14 protein-coding genes and 3 tRNA genes are annotated in these 16,986 nt (G+C 65.3%); 9 read left to right on the top strand and 8 right to left on the bottom strand.

Translation table 11 applies throughout. The annotated features are described in order from the left end of the window. Nucleotides 1-61 precede the first annotated feature (61 nt). The 4 genes from M1D40_RS12305 to bcp form a co-directional block, all read right to left on the bottom strand. A complete protein-coding gene (locus M1D40_RS12305) occupies nt 62-1,759 on the bottom strand; it encodes an ABC transporter substrate-binding protein (RefSeq protein WP_461169003.1) in 1,698 nt (565 codons plus the stop codon). Nucleotides 1,760-2,008: 249 nt separating this feature from the next. Continuing rightward, nucleotides 2,009-2,713, bottom strand: coding sequence for a fasciclin domain-containing protein (locus M1D40_RS12300; RefSeq protein WP_461169002.1), 705 nt, complete (start codon nt 2,711-2,713; stop codon nt 2,009-2,011). 261 nt (nt 2,714-2,974) lie between these two features. Continuing rightward, a tRNA-Leu gene (locus tag M1D40_RS12295) sits at nt 2,975-3,056 on the bottom strand. A gap of 66 nt (nt 3,057-3,122) precedes the next feature. Beyond that, nucleotides 3,123-3,590 (bottom strand): thioredoxin-dependent thiol peroxidase, encoded by a 468-nt coding sequence (gene bcp, locus M1D40_RS12290; protein WP_341393706.1) that lies wholly within the window; start codon nt 3,588-3,590, stop codon nt 3,123-3,125. A 145-nt stretch (nt 3,591-3,735) separates the two neighbouring features. On the opposite strand from bcp, the gene M1D40_RS12285 reads away from it, so the two are divergent. Beyond that, nucleotides 3,736-4,287, top strand: coding sequence for a MarR family winged helix-turn-helix transcriptional regulator (locus M1D40_RS12285; protein WP_341393707.1), 552 nt, complete (start codon nt 3,736-3,738; stop codon nt 4,285-4,287). Nucleotides 4,288-4,460: 173 nt separating this feature from the next. Here the strand turns inward: M1D40_RS12285 and M1D40_RS12280 are convergent. From M1D40_RS12280 to M1D40_RS12270, 3 genes are all read right to left on the bottom strand, one after another. Then, nucleotides 4,461-4,533, bottom strand: a tRNA-Lys gene (locus tag M1D40_RS12280). Nucleotides 4,534-4,905: 372 nt separating this feature from the next. Then, nucleotides 4,906-4,981: transfer RNA gene (locus tag M1D40_RS12275), tRNA-Lys, on the bottom strand. Between the two features lie 114 nt (nt 4,982-5,095). Then, entirely contained in the window at nt 5,096-5,578 is a 483-nt protein-coding gene (locus M1D40_RS12270; protein WP_461169001.1) for a hypothetical protein, read from the bottom strand. Nucleotides 5,579-5,708: 130 nt separating this feature from the next. Between M1D40_RS12270 and M1D40_RS12265 the strand changes: the two genes are divergently transcribed. Beyond that, complete coding sequence (locus M1D40_RS12265; RefSeq protein ID WP_461169000.1) at nt 5,709-6,665, top strand: 2-hydroxyacid dehydrogenase; 957 nt, start codon at nt 5,709-5,711, stop codon at nt 6,663-6,665. A 10-nt stretch (nt 6,666-6,675) separates the two neighbouring features. Here M1D40_RS12265 and M1D40_RS12260 read toward each other — a convergent pair whose 3' ends face one another. Next, the gene (locus M1D40_RS12260; protein WP_461168999.1) at nt 6,676-7,113 is read right to left on the bottom strand and encodes a hypothetical protein; all 438 of its coding nucleotides are present in this window, start codon (nt 7,111-7,113) and stop codon (nt 6,676-6,678) included. 160 nt (nt 7,114-7,273) lie between these two features. On the opposite strand from M1D40_RS12260, the gene ilvD reads away from it, so the two are divergent. The 7 genes from ilvD to M1D40_RS12225 all read left to right on the top strand — a co-directional run bounded on the left by ilvD (nt 7,274) and on the right by M1D40_RS12225 (nt 16,944). Next, nucleotides 7,274-8,977, top strand: a complete 1,704-nt coding sequence (gene ilvD / locus M1D40_RS12255) for a dihydroxy-acid dehydratase (RefSeq protein WP_461168998.1) — start codon at nt 7,274-7,276, stop codon at nt 8,975-8,977. Nucleotides 8,978-9,392: 415 nt separating this feature from the next. Continuing rightward, nucleotides 9,393-11,300, top strand: coding sequence for an acetolactate synthase large subunit (locus tag M1D40_RS12250; protein WP_341393712.1), 1,908 nt, complete (start codon nt 9,393-9,395; stop codon nt 11,298-11,300). A 4-nt stretch (nt 11,301-11,304) separates the two neighbouring features. After that, nucleotides 11,305-11,817 carry an acetolactate synthase small subunit gene (ilvN, locus tag M1D40_RS12245; RefSeq protein WP_152219104.1) on the top strand — a complete coding sequence of 171 codons (513 nt, stop codon included), beginning with the start codon at nt 11,305-11,307 and terminating at the stop codon, nt 11,815-11,817. Nucleotides 11,818-11,873: 56 nt separating this feature from the next. Then, entirely contained in the window at nt 11,874-12,899 is a 1,026-nt protein-coding gene (gene ilvC, locus M1D40_RS12240) for a ketol-acid reductoisomerase (RefSeq protein WP_341393713.1), read from the top strand. A 208-nt stretch (nt 12,900-13,107) separates the two neighbouring features. Further along, complete coding sequence (gene serA, locus M1D40_RS12235) at nt 13,108-14,703, top strand: phosphoglycerate dehydrogenase (protein WP_341393714.1); 1,596 nt, start codon at nt 13,108-13,110, stop codon at nt 14,701-14,703. Between the two features lie 160 nt (nt 14,704-14,863). Continuing rightward, nucleotides 14,864-15,589: an ABC transporter ATP-binding protein gene (locus M1D40_RS12230; RefSeq protein ID WP_341393715.1), complete on the top strand. Its 726-nt coding sequence runs from the start codon at nt 14,864-14,866 to the stop codon at nt 15,587-15,589. After that, nucleotides 15,586-16,944 carry an FtsX-like permease family protein gene (locus M1D40_RS12225; protein WP_461168997.1) on the top strand — a complete coding sequence of 453 codons (1,359 nt, stop codon included), beginning with the start codon at nt 15,586-15,588 and terminating at the stop codon, nt 16,942-16,944. Before M1D40_RS12230 ends, M1D40_RS12225 begins: the two co-directional genes overlap by 4 nt. Nucleotides 16,945-16,986: the final 42 nt, after the last annotated feature.

Genomic DNA, 16,986 nt, shown 5'->3' with positions numbered 1-16,986 from the left:
ATGAAGGGAGTGGAAACAGTGAAGGGCCGGGGCCTCCGCAGAGACCCCGGCCGCGTGCTGCTTATTTGTTGAGTTTGATCTTGTTGAACACTTCATCGTTGACCGGGCTGGCGGGGTAGCTGTCCACCCGTTCGGCAAAGGCCAGCGAAGGTGCGGGGTGGGCCAGCGGGATGGCCGGCACGTAGGCCGCAATATCCTCATTGATCTGCTCGTACAGCGGAGTCTGCTCCTCCAGGCTGCTCACCTGGCGGGCTTCCTCCAGTGCGGTGAAGATTTCAGGATTGTTGAAGCCGAACTCCGGCTTTTCCTGTCCGAAGAACACGCCCACAAAGTTGTCGGTGTCGTTGTAGTCTCCGGTCCATCCCAGCAGGTGGATGCCGTGGTCCTCGGTGGCCTGGATCCGGTCCTGGTAATCGGGTGACCACTTGTTCGGCTGCGGGTTGACCGTAATGCCGACTTCTTCGAGCTGCGCTGTGATGTTTGTGTAGACCTGCTCCGGGGTGGGCATGTACGGGCGGGAGACGCCGGTGGGGTAATTGAAGTCCAGGGTGAAGCCGTCCGGGTAGCCCGCCTCGGCCAGCAGTTCCTTGGCCTTCTCCGGGTCGTATTCGTACTCGGTGACGTCCTCGTTGTAGCCGTTGACGACGTCGGGGATGAACTGGCTGGCCACCTTGGTGCCCTCCGGCAGGGTCTGGTCCACCAGTGCCTGCTTGTCAATCGCATGGGCGATGGCCTGGCGCACGAGCGGATCCGCCAGCTCCTCCACTTTCTGGTTCATGCCGAGGTAGAGGATGGTGAAGGGTTCACGGGCAACAACGTTGTAGCCGGCGTCTGCCAGCACCTGGGTGTCTGCCGGCGCCACCAGGTCATAGCCGTCGATCGTTCCGGCTTCCAGGGACTGGCGGCGGGAGTTGGGATCGTCAATGACGCGGAAGATGATGTCGGTGACCTGGCCCTGCTCGCCCCAGTAGTCGTCGTAGGCGGAGAGGGTGATCTGGTTGCCCACTTCCCACGTCCCGAATTTGAAGGGGCCGGTGCCGGTGGGATGTTCCTTGGCATAGGTGCTCAGGCTCGGGGCCTCGGCTGTGCCGGTGACGTCGTTGGCGGCGTACTCCTCCATGGCTGTCGGGCTCTGCATGGCGAAAGCGGGCAGGGACAGCGCCGCAATGAAGCCGGCAAACGGCTTGGCGAGGGTAACCACGGCCTCGGAGTCCCCGGTCGCTTCACAGGACTCGTAGGTAGCCGTTTCGGGGGAGTCGGAGAAGCCCTTGAACAGCTTGCCGTAATAGTAGGAGACACTGTCGGCCTGCTGGATGCCGGTGAAGTTGTACCACCGGTCAAAGTTTGCGCAGACAGCCTCGGCGTTGAACTCGGTGCCGTCATGGAAGGTGACGCCTTCTTCGAGCTCGAAGGTGTAGGTCAGGGCGTCTTCGGAGGTTTCCCAGGACTTCGCAAGCAGCGGTTCGGGGTCCGCGCTTCCCGGCTTAACACCAACCAGGCCTTCGAAAATCTGGCGGCTGACGCGGAAGGACTCTCCGTCAAAGGCGAAAGCCGGATCAAGGGACTTCGGGTCGGAGGACGCCGCGAACACGAAGGTTCCGTCCACCTCGGAGGCGGTGCCGCCGTCGTCGGTGCCTTCCTCGCGCTCGCTCTGGGCACAGCCGGAGAGGATCAGCGCGCTGAGCGCTATTCCTGCAGTGATCGCTGCGGCGCGCCGCTTGGGGCGGGCACCGTTCATGGGTCGGCCAGCAAATGACATGGTTCTAACTCCTCTGGGGCGAGTGTTACCCGTGCAAAAATGGCGGGCGCCGTGCGGTGCATGTGCCCAATGTGTGTCGTGGGACACAAACGTATGGACAGAGCCTAATGGGTTGCTCGGGATCTTGAGGTATTTCCTCTCCCGGCGCGGTCACAATTTGGACACGCAAAAGGCGGGCGCTCCCGGTGGGAGCGCCCGCCTTTTGCGGTGCGGTACTGCGGCCGGTGCCGGCCGGGGAATGCGGTGGGGCTACATCGCCGGCATCAGGACGGTGTCCAGAAGGTAAACCGTGGCGTTCTTGGTCTGGACTCCGCCGCAGACGACGGCGGATTCGTCAACCATCAGGCTGTCGCCTGATCCGGTGACGTCAACCTCGGCACCGTTGACCGTGGCATACATGCCCGAGAGCTCATCCGGGGTCATCTGGCCCGGGACCACGTGGTAGGTCAGGATGCTGGAGAGCAGGTCCGGATCGGTCTTCAGCGTTTCGAGGGTGGCCGCGTCGAGCTTGGCGAAGGCTTCATCCGTGGGGGCGAAGACCGTGAACTCGGAGCCGTTCAGCGTATCCACCAAATTGACGTCCGGATTCAGCTGTCCCGAGACTGCTGCCGTCAGGGTGGTGAGCATCGGATTGTTGGAGGCAGCCGTGGCAACGGGATCAAGGGACATTCCCTCAACCGAGCCCGGTCCTTCAGGAACGGCAGCCGCGTAGTCGGCGCAGCTGCCGCCCACGAGGTTGGCTGCGGGATCGGCGCTCATGGACTCGCCCGGGGTGGCATCCGGGCTCATGGTCTCCGACGCCGACGGCGACATGCTGGATTCCGAAGCCATCCCCGATTCGGAGGTCTCGGAGGAAGCGGTGTCGGAGGAGTCGGTGCTGCAGGCAGCCATGCCCAGCATGGAGACGGCGGCGATTCCGAGGATGGAAATGTTCCGGCGGGTCTTGAAAGCCATGGTTTTTCTCCTTCTGGCGGGGTCCCGCTCGGCGGGCTCCCGTGGTTGGTATGAACACCTCTTGGTGCGAGGTCTCAGAAGGTCTTCGGCCCGGGTCCGGGGCCGGATGGGTTGCGGGCCGGAAAAGTTTTGAGCCGCGTCACAGTGCACGCCCTGGAACAAAGTCACGGACGCGCCGGCAATAAAAAACACCCCGGTCCGAAGACCGGGGTGTTGTCTGTGCCGCGACTCATCCGTGAACGATGTCCGACTCATTCTTTGTGCGCGAGGAGGGACTTGAACCCACACGTCCGAAGACACTGGAACCTAAATCCAGCGCGTCTACCAATTCCGCCACTCGCGCTCAGGCTTTCACTGCCGCGCACATTCCGCGAAAAGGCACAAAACCAGCCTCCAGTGTACCCGAGGATCAGGCCAGTCCGAGATCACGCCCCAGCTTGGCGACGTGGCCGGTGGCCTTGACGTTGTACTGGGCAAGGGAAACGGTGCCTTCGGGGTCCACGACCACCGTCGAACGGATCAGTCCCTCATAAACTTTGCCGTAGTTCTTCTTCTCGCCCCAGGCGCCGAACGCCTCGGCCACGGCATGGTCGGGGTCGGAAAGCAGGGGGAAGTTGAGGTGTTCGGCTTCGGCGAACTTCTCCAGCTTGGGTACGGGGTCGGGGGAGATGCCGACGACGGCGTACCCGGCGTCCTGGAGCCTGTTCAGGTTGTCCCGGAAGTCACAGGCCTGGGTGGTGCAGCCCGGCGTTGCCGCTGCCGGGTAGAAGTACACGATCGTGCTGCGGCCCCGGAAATCGGAGAGGGAAACAGATGCTGAATCGGTGGCCGGAAGCGTGAAGTCCGGGGCTTTTTCGCCGGGGGACAGGCGGGGCATAGGTCTCTCCTTGGTATCAATGGGCGATACGGCTGTGTCACAGCGCGACAGCGCACCTCATAGGTGGCTATCCTAGTATGTGGTGGATTTGTAGGTTATCCGATCGGCCATCGAATCCTCACCCTGAAAGGAAGAGTTCTGTTTTATGCCCGATATGGAGCACTGGCCCACCGGTCGCCTGTTGTCGACGGCGGCGCGTCTGGTCGAGCACGCCTGGAATGAACGGCTGGTCCGCATTGGCGTGACCCACGCCGGAGTGATCGCGCTGGGAGTCCTCGACTCCCAGGGGCCCATGACACAGGCGCATCTCGCCCAGCTTGTCCGGGTCCAGGCCCAGACAATGGGTAAGACCCTCTCACGCCTTGAAGCGCACGGACATGTTGCCCGCGTCCGGAATGATCTGGACAGACGCAGCCACATGGTCTCCATTACTCCGCAGGGAGTCGAAGCGCTGCGCGAGGCGCAGAACATTGAGCGCACGCTTATTGAAGGCGGCGAGCTGATGTCCGAGCAACTCCGCGGGCAGCTGCGCAACGTCATCAGGGAGCTCGGAAACCCGCGCTGGCAGCTTGCCGTGGACGTTCCGGGCCTGCCGATTCCGGTGGTGCCCGTTGAAGAAATTGCTGCGGATACCCTGCCGGGCGATGCGCCCGGCGCGGAGACGGAAGCTGCCGCCAAGACCGGCGAGACCGCTTAGCAGCACCACGATTCGTTGAGGCGCATCCCCTGCGGGGGGGTGCGCCTCTTTCGTACCTGTTGCGGGGCGGGGAGCATCCTCCCCCCGCCCGGGTTCGCAGCTCTCCTGCCGGCGGAACAACAAAAAAGAGCGGCTCTGCCGGTTTTCACCGAGCTGAGCCGCTCCCTGATTTGTGCACCCCCCGGGACTTGAACCCGGAACCCTCTGATTAAGAGTCAGATGCTCTGCCAATTGAGCTAGAGGTGCATCTGTCGCGGTGTCTGGCGCCGGTGTGAACCGGCGATTTGTCATCCGCAACGACAGACAACACTACCAGTGTTTCCGGGTCGCCGCGAACAGTTTGAGCATGAAAAGCCTGAGTGAGATGTAAGTCATGTCCGCTGGCCGTCCCGGCAGGGTGAAAGGCATCGAGTATGCGGGAATGCGGGGACCCAGGCTGCAGGGGGTGCGGGGCGGGCACGACGGGGCAGGTGCGGGGTGAGGGCGGGGGAGAAGGGGGGTGGCGTGGGGGATGATGTGGGGGCCGCGAAGCCGGGCGACGGAGTGCGCTGCAGATCAGGGCAGACAAAAAAGAACCCCGCCCGGCCAGGAATTGAATCCTGGCCGCGCGGGGTTTTCTGGTGCACCCCCCGGGACTTGAACCCGGAACCCTCTGATTAAGAGTCAGATGCTCTGCCAATTGAGCTAGAGGTGCCTTTTGTTTTGTCGAGTAAGCCGGACATTTCTGCTCGATTTGCTCGCCGCAACGACATGAAACATTACCAGCACTTTCAGGAAAAAGAAAAACCGGAGCTCCCAGCCCCGGCTTTCACGCCAAACCGGCGCCCGGCTGCCCTTTCAACAGCCGGGCGCGGGCCGGTGTAACCACCAGTTCCAGCGGATTTCCGTCCCAGTCGGAGCTGTTGTCCACCACCCAGGTTCTCGCCGGTTTCGGTTCTTCGGAGTCGGAGTCGGTTCCGGGCTCCCCGCCGCTGCCCCGCCCGTCGGCGGAGCGGGCAGCGGCGGCGGAGTTCCCGGTGCCGGCGGGCTCCGGCACCGTGGCTGTCACGGTGTTGGGCGGAACCGGCGTGACCGGCAGGCTCTCCCGCCATCCGGGAAGGGGGCTGGCCGGGGTGCCGCCGGCTTCCGGGACTACGGGAAGCTGCCCGGTGTCGGCGTCACCCGTGCTGGCCCGGAGCGCCTGTTCCACCGCACCGTGCCGCAGGATCCTGCGCAGCACTGCACCTGCGGCGGCGCTGAGACCCGCAGCGGAGAGGACGGCCGCTGACGTTAACAGGGAAGAGCGTTTCACCTCGATGCCTTTCCAATGGTGGGGGAACCGGAAACAGGGCAACACCGGCTGCTTCTCGACGTTACGGCCGGTTTCGGCCCGGTGTCCAGAGGTCCCCGGGGTCTTGGGGCCGGGGACTAGGCTGTCAGGCATGAATGAGGAATTCCGCCCTGTCCGGTCCATCACCCTGCCCACCCAAGAGCTCCTGGAAGCCATGAGTCCGCTGCCCGAAGGCATACGCGCGGGTGTCTGGGACGTAGCCGGCGAGCCGAAGGGGCTGGAGTACGGCGACATTGACGCCGTCGTCCTGCCCTACGCAACCGGCAGCGACTGGAAGGAGGCGCTGGACCGGGTGCCCAACCTGAAGATGCTCCAGGCCCAGTCCACGGGCTATGACGGTCTGCCCGAGCTGGTGGGACCCGACGTCGCCGTCGCCAGTGCCGCCGGAGTCCACGTAGCCGGAACCGCGGAGCTGGCCATAACCCTGATGCTGGCCTCGCTCCGCGGCGTCGACGCAGCCGTCCGCAATGCCGAAAGCGGAACCTGGGACAGCCGCCGCTACCCGGGGCTGGCGGACCGCAGGGTCCTGCTGGTGGGCGTCGGGGGGATCGGAGCGGCCATTGCGCAGCGGCTGGAGCCCTTCGAAGTCGAGCTGACCCGTGTTGGAAGCCGGGCGCGCACCGATGAACACGGAACCGTCCACGGCGCGGATGAGCTGGTGGAGCTCGCCGGTACCGCCGAGGTGGTGGTGGTAATCACCCCGCTGACCGAGCAGACCCGCCATCTCATCAATAAGGAGGTCCTCGCGGCGCTGCCGGACGGTGCGCTCGTCGTCAACGTGGCCCGCGGCCCCGTCGTGGACACCGATGCCCTCACCGCCGAAGTCCTGGCCGGCCGTCTCAGCGCCGCGCTCGACGTCGTCGACCCCGAACCGCTGCCGGCCGACCATCCGCTGTGGAAGGCACCGAACGCCATCATCACCCCGCACGTGGGCGGCAACACCGGGGCCTTTGTACCGCGCATCCGCAAACTGCTCAAGGAGCAGATCGGGCGGCTTGCCGGCGGCGAGGAACCCCTGAACCTGGTGCGCCGCGGCCCCTGGGCCTGAGGCTGCCCGGTCAGGCCAGCGTCAGGAAGTGGTTCACGAAGGACCCGAAGTCCTCCAGGTCCGCCGCCTGCTCAATGACCCGCAGGGAGTCCCCGTCCGGCAGTTGCGCGCTCTCCTGCACCCGGAAGCGGAAGATGCGGCCGGTGTTCGTCCCCACCTCATAGTCTCCGGCAGAGACTTCTTCAGTATGGGAAAGGTTGGTCGAGTTCACTGCCGTGGGAGGTTCGAGCCCGGCGAGGGTCGCGGTGTCGAACGGGGCGAAGACGAGTTCGGCCGGACGCCACCGGTAACCCACCACGTAGTAGGCCTCGGCCCCGTCCCCGCCCGGGACGGCACAGACCAGGTTGTAGTCCCCGTAGTTGGGAATCTGCGACTCAAACACATGCCGGAGCACAGCCTTGATGTCATCGCTGGAGGGCTGGTCGCGGAGTGCTGGTGCCGAAGTCATTCCCCCAGTCTATGAACACCGGCCCGGATCGATGGAAGGGGCGCCCGGCAACACACAGGAGGAAACAGAGCCGTCACCCACTCTTCATGCGCCGTAACAACCGGGGCGCCTGCCCGTCACATGCTCAGGAGGAGCAGCGCCCAGGTCCTAAGATCGGAATATGAGCATGGAGAATACCCCTGACATCAAACCCCGAAGCCGAGTAGTCACCGACGGGATCCACGCAGCTCCGGCCCGCGGCATGTTCCGGGCGGTGGGGATGGGAGATGACGACTTCGCCAAGCCGCAGATCGGCGTCGCCAGTTCCTGGAACGAAATTACTCCCTGCAACCTCTCCCTGAACCGGTTGGCCCAGGGCGCCAAGGAAGGCGTCCACGCCGGCGGCGGGTTCCCCATGCAGTTCGGCACCATTTCCGTTTCCGACGGCATCTCCATGGGACACGAGGGCATGCATTTCTCCCTCGTTTCCCGTGAAGTTATTGCCGACTCCGTGGAAACCGTGATGATGGCCGAACGGCTGGACGGCTCCATCCTGCTGGCCGGCTGCGACAAGTCCCTTCCCGGCATGCTGATGGCAGCGGCCCGCCTGGACCTGTCCAGCGTCTTCCTCTACGCCGGCTCGATCATGCCCGGCTTCGCCAAGATGGAGGACGGCACCGAGCGCGAAGTCACGCTCATTGACGCGTTCGAAGCAGTCGGCGCCTGCGCCGCGGGCAAAATGAGCCTCAAGGACCTGGACACCATCGAACGCGCCATCTGCCCGGGTGAAGGCGCCTGCGGCGGCATGTACACCGCCAACACCATGGCCTGCATCGGCGAGGCCCTGGGTATGTCCCTTCCCGGCTCCGCCGCGCCGCCCTCGGCCGACCGCCGCCGCGATGAGTTCGCCCGCAAATCCGGCGAAGCCGTGGTCAACCTGCTGCGCAAGGGCATCACCGCCCGGGACATCATGACCAAGAAGGCGTTCGAAAACGCGATCGCGGTGACCATGGCCTTCGGCGGTTCCACCAACGCAGTCCTGCACCTGCTGGCCATTGCCCGCGAGGCACACGTGGACCTGACGCTCGAGGACTTCAACCGCATCGGCGACAAGATCCCGCACCTGGGCGACCTGAAGCCGTTCGGCCGCTATGTCATGCACGACGTCGACAAGATCGGCGGCGTCCCCGTCATCATGAAGGCACTGCTCGACGCCGGCCTGATCCACGGCGACTGCCTCACCGTCACCGGCAAAACGGTGGCCGAGAACCTGGCCAAGATCGATCCGCCGGATCCCGACGGCAAGGTGCTCCGCGCCATGGACAACCCCATCCACAAGACCGGCGGCATCACCATCCTGCACGGCTCCATGGCTCCCGAGGGGGCCGTGGTGAAGAGTGCCGGCTTCGACGCCGACATCTTCGAGGGCACCGCCCGCGTGTTCGAGCGCGAGCAGGGCGCCCTGGACGCGCTCGACGCCGGAGCGATCCACGCCGGCGACGTCGTCGTCATCCGCTACGAAGGCCCCAAGGGCGGCCCGGGCATGCGCGAAATGCTGGCCATCACCGGCGCCATCAAGGGTGCGGGCCTGGGCAAGGACGTCCTGCTGCTGACCGACGGCCGGTTCTCCGGCGGCACCACGGGTCTGTGCATCGGCCATGTGGCGCCGGAAGCAGTCGACGGCGGTCCCATCGCCTTCGTCAAGGACGGCGACCGGATCCGCGTGGACATCGCAGCCCGCACCTTTGACCTGCTTGTTGACCCCGAAGAGCTCGAAGCACGCAAGGAGGGCTGGAAGCCCCTGCCTGCCAAGTTCACCACCGGTGTCCTGGGCAAGTACGCCAAGCTGGTGAACTCCGCTTCCACGGGTGCTTACTGCGGCTGAAAACCCTCCCCGCTGATATCCGCTGGCGCGGATATCAGCGGGGCCCCTAAGGGTTTTCAGCCTTATTAAGCCCTGCCGCCTTTTGTTGGAAGGGCGCTGAGCGCCTGACGCTTGGGGCCCCGGCGTCCACAAGCTGGGACCGGCGGTCCAGATAGTGAGACCGGAAGCGGTTCCAGTTGACAGTGCCGGAGGGGATGGGAAGGATGAACGGTATGCAGATCGTATCCGTCGTCCTTATCAAGCGCGTGGCCTAACCGCCGGCTTGTAAGAACGTCACGCGCGAACCCCTACGGAGCCAACCGGCACGAGGGGTTTTTTTATTGGCTTCAGACAAAGCACAAAAGCCGCACCGGGCTAACCGTCCGGACGGCCGCCGCAACAGATCACATGAATAAGTATCCGTAAGGAAGTCTTTATGAGTAAGGGATCGCCAATCAGCCCGTCGCTGATGGCCAATAAGGCCAGTGTTGCCGCCAAGGCGGCCGCGGCCAAGACGCGTGATGTTGCCTCCACCATTTCCGCCCCCTCCGACGTCGTGGACAACCGGGTCCAGGGCCCCAACAATGTGGTTCCTCCCACCGAAATGACCGGGTCCAAGGCGATTGTCCGGGCACTCGAGGAGCTCGGCGTCGACGACATTTTCGGTCTGCCCGGCGGCGCGATCCTCCCCACCTATGACCCGCTCATGGACTCCACGAAGATCAGGCACATCCTGGTCCGCCACGAACAGGGCGCCGGCCATGCCGCCGAGGGGTACGCCATGGTTACCGGCCGCGCCGGTGTCTGCATCGCGACGTCGGGCCCCGGGGCCACCAACCTGGTGACCGCCATCGCGGATGCCCATATGGACTCCGTTCCCATGGTCGCCATCACCGGGCAGGTTTCCAGCGCCTTCATCGGCACCGACGCCTTCCAGGAAGCGGACATCGTGGGCATCACCATGCCCATCACCAAGCACTCCTACCTGGTGACCAACGCTGACGACATCCCCCGGGTCCTGGCCGAAGCATTCCACATCGCCACCACGGGCCGTCCGGGCCCGGTGCTGGTGGACATCTCCAAGGACGCGCAGCAGGCCAAAACGACCTTCTCCTGGCCGCCGAAGATTGACCTCCCCGGCTACCGGACGGTGGTACGCGGACACTCCAAGCAGGTGCGTGAAGCCGCCCGCCTGATTGCTGCCTCGCATCGTCCCGTGTTCTACGTGGGCGGCGGCGTGCTGAAGGCCGATGCCTCGGCCGAGCTGCTGGAACTGGCCGAGCTGGTGGGCGCCCCGGTGGTCACCACGCTCCAGGCCCGCGGCGTTTTCCCCGATTCACACCGCCAGCACGCAGGAATGCCCGGGATGCACGGTTCCGTCTCGGCAGTCACGGCGCTGCAGCAGTCGGACCTGCTCATCACCCTGGGCGCCCGTTTTGACGACCGGGTCACCGGCGTCCTGTCCTCCTTTGCCCCCGGCGCCAAGGTCATCCACGCGGACATCGACCCCGCGGAGATCTCCAAGAACCGCCCGGCGGATGTACCCATCGTCGGATCGGTCAAGGAGATCATTCCGGAACTGACCGACGCCGTCCGGACCCAGTTCGCTGAAGAGCGCCCGGACATTGCTCCGTGGTGGGCCACAATCGACCGCCTCCGCGAGACCTACCCGATGGGCTTCGCCGAACCGGAGGACGGGCACATTGCTCCGCAAAAGGTCATTGAGCGCATCGGTGCGCTCACCGGACCCGAAGGCGTGTACGTTGCCGGCGTCGGCCAGCACCAGATGTGGGCCGCGCAGTTCATCAAGTACGAGCGCCCCCGCGCCTGGCTGAACTCCGGCGGACTGGGAACCATGGGCTACTCCGTTCCGGCGGCCATGGGCGCCAAGGTCGGCAACCCGGACCGCGTGGTCTGGGCAATCGACGGGGACGGCTGCTTCCAGATGACCAACCAGGAACTGGCCACCTGCCTGATCAACAAGATTCCGATCAAGGTTGCCATCATCAACAACTCGTCCCTGGGCATGGTGCGGCAGTGGCAGACGCTCTTCTACGAGTCCCGCTACTCCAACACGGACCTGAACACGGGCCATGACACCGTGCGCATCCCCGACTTCGTCAAGCTCGCCGACGCGTACGGCTGCGCCGGGCTGCGCTGCGAGCGGGACGAAGACATTGACGACACCATCCGCCAGGCGCTGGCCATCAACGACCGGCCCGTCGTCATCGACTTCGTGGTCAGCCGCGATTCCATGGTGTGGCCGATGGTCCCCTCGGGCGTGTCCAACGACCTGATCCAGATTGCCCGCAACATGACACCCCAATGGGAAGAGGAGGACTAGGGCCATGGCACGCCACACCCTTTCCGTACTGGTTGAAGACGTTCCCGGTGTCCTGACCCGCGTTGCGTCACTGTTTGCCCGCCGGGCATTCAACATCAATTCTTTGGCCGTGGGCCCCTCGGAGGTGCCGGGTCTGTCCCGCATCACCGTGGTGGTCGAGGCCGAGGGCGACCTGCTTGAACAGGTCACCAAACAACTGAACAAGCTCGTCAACGTCATCAAGATTGTCGAGCTGGTTCCCGAGTCTTCCGTGCAACGCGACCACATCTTGGTCAAGGTTCGCGCGGATGCCGCAACCCGGCTGCAGGTAACCCAGGCAGCCGAGCTGTTCCGTTCTTCAGTGGTTGACGTGTCCACCGACTCGCTGATTGTTGAAGCCACAGGCACCGCCGATAAGCTCAACGCACTCCTTGCAGTGCTTGAACCCTTTGGCATCCGCGAAATAGTCCAATCCGGAACCCTGGCCATCGGCCGCGGCGCGAAATCCATGGGCGACCGCGCCCTGCGCAGCGCCTAGGCTTCCGCCGGTTCCGCAAAAACCTTCATCCAAGAAACTTCAGTAGGAGACACACTGTGACTGACATGTATTACGACGACGACGCCGACCTGTCCATCATCCAGGGACGCACCGTCGCGGTCATCGGCTACGGCAGCCAGGGCCACGCCCACGCACTCAGCCTCCGCGACTCCGGCGTTGACGTCCGAGTCGGCCTCAAGGAAGGCTCGAAGTCCCGCGCCAAGGCAGAAGCCGAGGGGCTGCGCGTGCTGAACGTCGCCGACGCCGTCGCCGAAGCCGACCTGATCATGGTGCTGACCCCGGACCAGGTGCAGCGCTTCGTGTACGCCGAGGACATCGCCCCGAACCTGCAGGCCGGCGACGCCCTGTTCTTCGGACACGGCTTCAACATCCGCTACGGCTACATCCAGCCGCCGGCCGACGTCGACGTCGCATTGGTTGCACCCAAGGGGCCGGGCCACATTGTCCGCCGCGAATTTGAGGCCGGCCGCGGTGTCCCCGACCTGATCGCCGTCGAGCAGAACCCGTCCGGCAAGGCCAAGGAACTGGCCCTGTCCTATGCCAAGGCCATCGGCGGCACCCGCGCCGGCGTCATCGAAACGACCTTCACCGAAGAAACCGAAACGGATCTCTTCGGCGAGCAGGCGGTCCTCTGCGGCGGCGCTTCCCAGCTGATCCAGTACGGCTTCGAAACCCTGACCGAGGCCGGCTACAAGCCGGAGGTCGCGTACTTCGAGGTGCTGCACGAGCTCAAGCTGATCGTTGACCTGATGGTCGAAGGCGGCATCGCCAAGCAGCGTTGGAGCGTTTCCGACACCGCCGAATACGGCGACTACGTCTCCGGTCCGCGCGTCATCACCCCCGAGGTCAAGGACAACATGAAGGCTGTCCTGGCGGACATCCAGAACGGTGCCTTCGCCAAGCGGTTCATCGATGACCAGGATGCCAACGCACCGGAGTTCCAGGAACTGCGCAAGAAGGGCGAGGAGCACCCCATCGAGGCCACGGGCCGCGAACTGCGCAAGCTCTTCTCCTGGATCAAGTCCGACGACGACTACACCGAGGGCTCCGTCTCCCGCTAGCCGCCCCTCCGTGAAAGCGGTAACCCGTCCGTGAGGGCGGTAACACAGCGCGCGGATTAAGCGTGCCCATCAGCGAAACGATAAGCTCGAAAGAGCAAGCCGTTTCGGTAAAGAGGCCGGGCCCGGTTGAACGGGTCCGGCCTCTTTGCGCAGAAAAACGCTTCACCAAGAACCCCACCAGAATCCACCACAGCTAAAGAGGTCATCGGTGACAGCCACCAAGCCCGTCGTACTCATTGCGGAAGAACTTTCCCCGGCCACCGTCCAGGCCCTGGGCCCGGACTTCGAAATCCGGTCCACCAACGGAGCAGACCGTTCGCAGCTGCTTGCCGCAATCGCCGACGTCGACGCCATCCTCGTCCGTTCCGCCACGCAGGTGGACGCCGAGGCCATCGCGGCCGCTCCCAAGCTCAAGGTCATTGCCCGCGCCGGCGTCGGCCTGGACAACGTGGACATCAAGGCCGCCACCCAGGCCGGTGTCATGGTGGTGAACGCCCCCACCTCCAACATCATTTCGGCCGCGGAACTGACCGTCGGCCACATCCTGTCCCTGGCCCGCCACATTCCTCAGGCCAGCGCCGCACTCAAAGGCGGCGAGTGGAAGCGCTCCAAGTACTCCGGAATTGAACTGTTTGAAAAGAAGATCGGCATCATCGGCCTGGGTCGCATCGGCGCCCTCGTCGCGGCCCGGCTGCAGGGATTCGGCACCGAGATCCTTGCCTACGACCCGTACGTCACCTCGGCGCGCGCCGCGCAGCTGAACGTGAAACTGGTAACGCTGGATGAACTGCTGGAGCAGGCAGACTTCGTCACCATCCACATGCCCAAGACCCCCGAAACCCTGGGCATGCTCGGCACCGAGGCATTCGAGAAGATGAAGGACACCGCGTACGTGGTGAACGTGGCCCGCGGCGGTCTCGTTGATGAAGACGCCCTCTACACCGCGCTCACCGAGGGCAAAATTGCCGGTGCCGGCGTGGACGTCTTCGTGAAGGAACCTTCCACCGACCTGCCGTTCCAGTCCCTGGACAACGTCATCGTGACCCCGCACCTGGGCGCCTCCACCGAAGAGGCACAGGAAAAGGCGGGTGTCTCGGTGGCCAAGTCCGTCCGCCTGGCGCTGGCCGGGGAACTGGTGCCCGACGCCGTCAACGTTGCCGGCGGCGTCATCGCCGAGGACGTCCGCCCGGGCATCCCGCTGATCGAAAAGCTGGGCCGCATCTTCACCGCCCTGTCGCACGACTCGGTCACCGCGGTGGACATTGAAGTGGCCGGCGAAATTGCCTCCCTGGACGTCAAGGCCCTGGAACTGGCCGCGCTGAAGGGCATTTTCACCGACATCGTGTCCGAGCAGGTTTCCTACGTCAACGCTCCGGTGCTGGCCGAACAGCGCGGCATCGAGGTGCGCCTGCTGACCACCCCCGAGGTGGACGACTACCGCAACCTGCTCACCATCCGCGGCGCCCTTTCCGACGGCACCCGCCTGGAGGTCTCCGGAACCCTGACCGGCCCCAAGCAGATCCAGAAGCTGGTGGGCGTCAACGGCTATGACCTGGAAATCCCGATCAGCGAACACCTGATCGTGCTCATTTACCAGGACCGCCCCGGCGTCATCGGCTCCCTGGGCCGGATCCTGGGCGAGAAGGACATCAACATTGCCGGCATGCAGGTGGCCCGCAACAGCGAAGGCGGCCAGGCGCTGTCCCTGCTGACCGTTGATTCCTCCGTGCCGCAGGACGTGCTGGAAGCACTGAAACTCGAAATCGGAGCCTCGGTGGCCCGCGAGGTCGACCTGCAGGACTAACTCCGCAGGCAGAGCAGTACCAGGGGACCGGTTCCGCTTCGGCGGGCCGGTCCCTTCGCGCTTTCAGGCCCGTCTCTCCACCCGGGGTAGGAGGCAGCCGTCCGCGGGTTCATGCCCTCCTCCGAGGTGCCGGGCTACCCGGCCGGGACACCATGGAGATATGACTGCATCCATGCCCGGTGTGCCCCTGCTGGCAGCCGACAACCTCGTAAAGACCTACAACAGCGCTCCCGCCCTGGCCGGCGTCAGCCTTACCGTCCGGCCGGGTGAGGCCGTTGCCGTAATGGGCGCTTCCGGTTCAGGAAAAACCACCCTGCTGCACTGCTTGGCGGGCATCATCCAGCCGGATGCCGGCACCGTCCGGCTCTTCCGCGGCTCCGGCACTCCGGTTGAGGTCACGGCACTGGACGACGACGCCAGATCCGCCCTGCGCCGGAAGGACTTCGGTTTCGTGTTCCAGCAGGGACTGCTGATCCCCGAGCTCACCGCAGGGGAGAACGTTGCCCTGGCCCTCATGCTTGACGGTACGGACCGGGTCCGCGCAGAACAGGCTGCGGCAGGGGCACTGGCCGCCCTCGGACTGGCCGGCATGGAGGGCCGCAGAATCGGCGAGCTCTCGGGCGGCCAGGCGCAGCGCGTGGCGATTGCCCGGGCACAGGTCACCGGAGCCGTCGTGCTGTTCGCCGACGAACCCACCGGCGCCCTTGACTCCCGCACATCGGCGGACGTGATGAGGCTGCTGCTGGGCACGGTGGAGGGGACCGGCCGGGCGCTGATCGTTGTCACGCATGATCCGGAGGTGGCCCGCTGGTGCGGCCGGGTCATCACCCTGGCCGACGGCCGGGTCGTGGCCGATACGGCCGGCGCCGCGGGTGTCCGGCGATGACCGCCGCAGCCTCTTCCGCGTTTGTCCGCGCGGCTGAATCCTCCCCGTTGGCCGTCCCGCTGCGCATCGCGTGGCTCCTGAACCGTCCCGGGACCACAGGGCGGGCCGCCGCACTGCTGCCCGCGGCGTCATTTGCCGTGGTCACCACACTGCTGCTGACTGTCCTGGCCGGTGCCCTGTCCTTCCTGCAGTGGGGGGATCAGGAAGGCGACCTCTACCTGATGCTCGCCGGCTTCGCGCTCATCCTGCTGGTGCTTCCGCTGGTCACGCTTGGCGGCTCGGCCGCACGGCTTGCTGCCCGACGCCGGGATGAACACCTCTCAACGCTGCGTCTGCTCGGGGCTTCCGCGCGGACGGTCCGCCAAGTAACCGTCCTGGAAGCCAGCGCCCAGGCGCTCGCCGGCGCCCTGGCCGGCGTGGCCGGCTATCTGTTTCTCGCCCCGTTTGTCCAGCTGATCCACTTCCGCGGAGCGGCACTGGGAGCGGCCTACTGGCTGCACCCGGCCGCAGGGCTGTTCGCAGTGGCGGCTGTGGTGCTCCTGGCCGCGGTCAGCTCCGCCGTCGGCCTGCGGAAGGTCGTCGTTTCGCCGCTGGGGGTGAGGACGAGGGCAACGGCCCAGAAGGTGCACTGGAGCCGGGCAGGAATTGCAGCCGCGGTCATCGGAGTGGGCGTCCTGGCCCTGATGGTGCCCGGTGCCGGAGCGGCCCTGGGCATCATGGTCATCTTTGGTGTGTTCGCCGCCGGAATGTCCGTCCTGAACGTGGTCGGGCCATGGCTTGTGGCCCGTTCCGCCAAACGGCGGCTGCGCCGGGCACACACCCCGCAGGCGCTGATGGCCGCGCGGATCGTCCTGGATGCGCCGAAAGCGGCATGGCGGCAGGTGAGCGCCCTGTCGATGGTCTGTTTCACCGCTGTTGTTGCCGGCGCCGGTGCGGCGGCCCTGCAGGGAGCACAGTCCGAGGGGCCGGAGGACTTTCTCCTGCAGGACATTATGACGGGCGTGCTCATCACGGTCATCGCGGGTTTCCTCATGGTGGCCTGCTCGGCCGGAATCAACCAGGCAGCCACCGTACTGGACAGGGCGGATCTCTACCGCAGCCTCGATCGGATGGGTATGCCGCGCGAAGTGATTGACGCCGCCCGCATCGGAGCCGTCATGCAGCCGTTGCTGCTCGTCAGCATTGTGTCCACCGCTGTGCCTGCGGTCCTGCTCTTTCCGCTTACCGGAGCAGCGCTGCTGGTCTCGCCGGTGTCCGTGGCATTCCTGGCGGGATCCGTCGTCGTCGGGGTGGCCCTGGTACGGGCCGGGCTGGCCGCGACCGGCTCGGTGCTGACCGGGGTCCTGGAGGCCTAATCCGGGACGGGCGGACAAACTGCAACGCGTACACTGAGCCGA

Source organism: Arthrobacter sp. Z1-15 (assembly GCF_054792395.1).
The sequence above is the reverse complement of the archived record's forward strand: the minus strand, read 5'-3'. Positions and strand labels throughout refer to the sequence as shown.

What these genes read in the sequence shown, in the direction of transcription:
- M1D40_RS12305 (WP_461169003.1), bottom strand. Translation starts at nt 1,759, where the DNA reads ATGTCATTTGCTGGCCGACCCATGAACGGTGCCCGCCCCAAGCGGCGC.
- M1D40_RS12300 (WP_461169002.1), bottom strand. Translation starts at nt 2,713, where the DNA reads ATGGCTTTCAAGACCCGCCGGAACATTTCCATCCTCGGAATCGCCGCC.
- bcp (WP_341393706.1), bottom strand. Translation starts at nt 3,590, where the DNA reads ATGCCCCGCCTGTCCCCCGGCGAAAAAGCCCCGGACTTCACGCTTCCG.
- M1D40_RS12285 (WP_341393707.1), top strand. Translation starts at nt 3,736, where the DNA reads ATGCCCGATATGGAGCACTGGCCCACCGGTCGCCTGTTGTCGACGGCG.
- M1D40_RS12265 (WP_461169000.1), top strand. Translation starts at nt 5,709, where the DNA reads ATGAATGAGGAATTCCGCCCTGTCCGGTCCATCACCCTGCCCACCCAA.
- M1D40_RS12260 (WP_461168999.1), bottom strand. Translation starts at nt 7,113, where the DNA reads ATGACTTCGGCACCAGCACTCCGCGACCAGCCCTCCAGCGATGACATC.
- ilvD (WP_461168998.1), top strand. Translation starts at nt 7,274, where the DNA reads ATGAGCATGGAGAATACCCCTGACATCAAACCCCGAAGCCGAGTAGTC.
- M1D40_RS12250 (WP_341393712.1), top strand. Translation starts at nt 9,393, where the DNA reads ATGAGTAAGGGATCGCCAATCAGCCCGTCGCTGATGGCCAATAAGGCC.
- ilvN (WP_152219104.1), top strand. Translation starts at nt 11,305, where the DNA reads ATGGCACGCCACACCCTTTCCGTACTGGTTGAAGACGTTCCCGGTGTC.
- M1D40_RS12230 (WP_341393715.1), top strand. Translation starts at nt 14,864, where the DNA reads ATGACTGCATCCATGCCCGGTGTGCCCCTGCTGGCAGCCGACAACCTC.
- M1D40_RS12225 (WP_461168997.1), top strand. Translation starts at nt 15,586, where the DNA reads ATGACCGCCGCAGCCTCTTCCGCGTTTGTCCGCGCGGCTGAATCCTCC.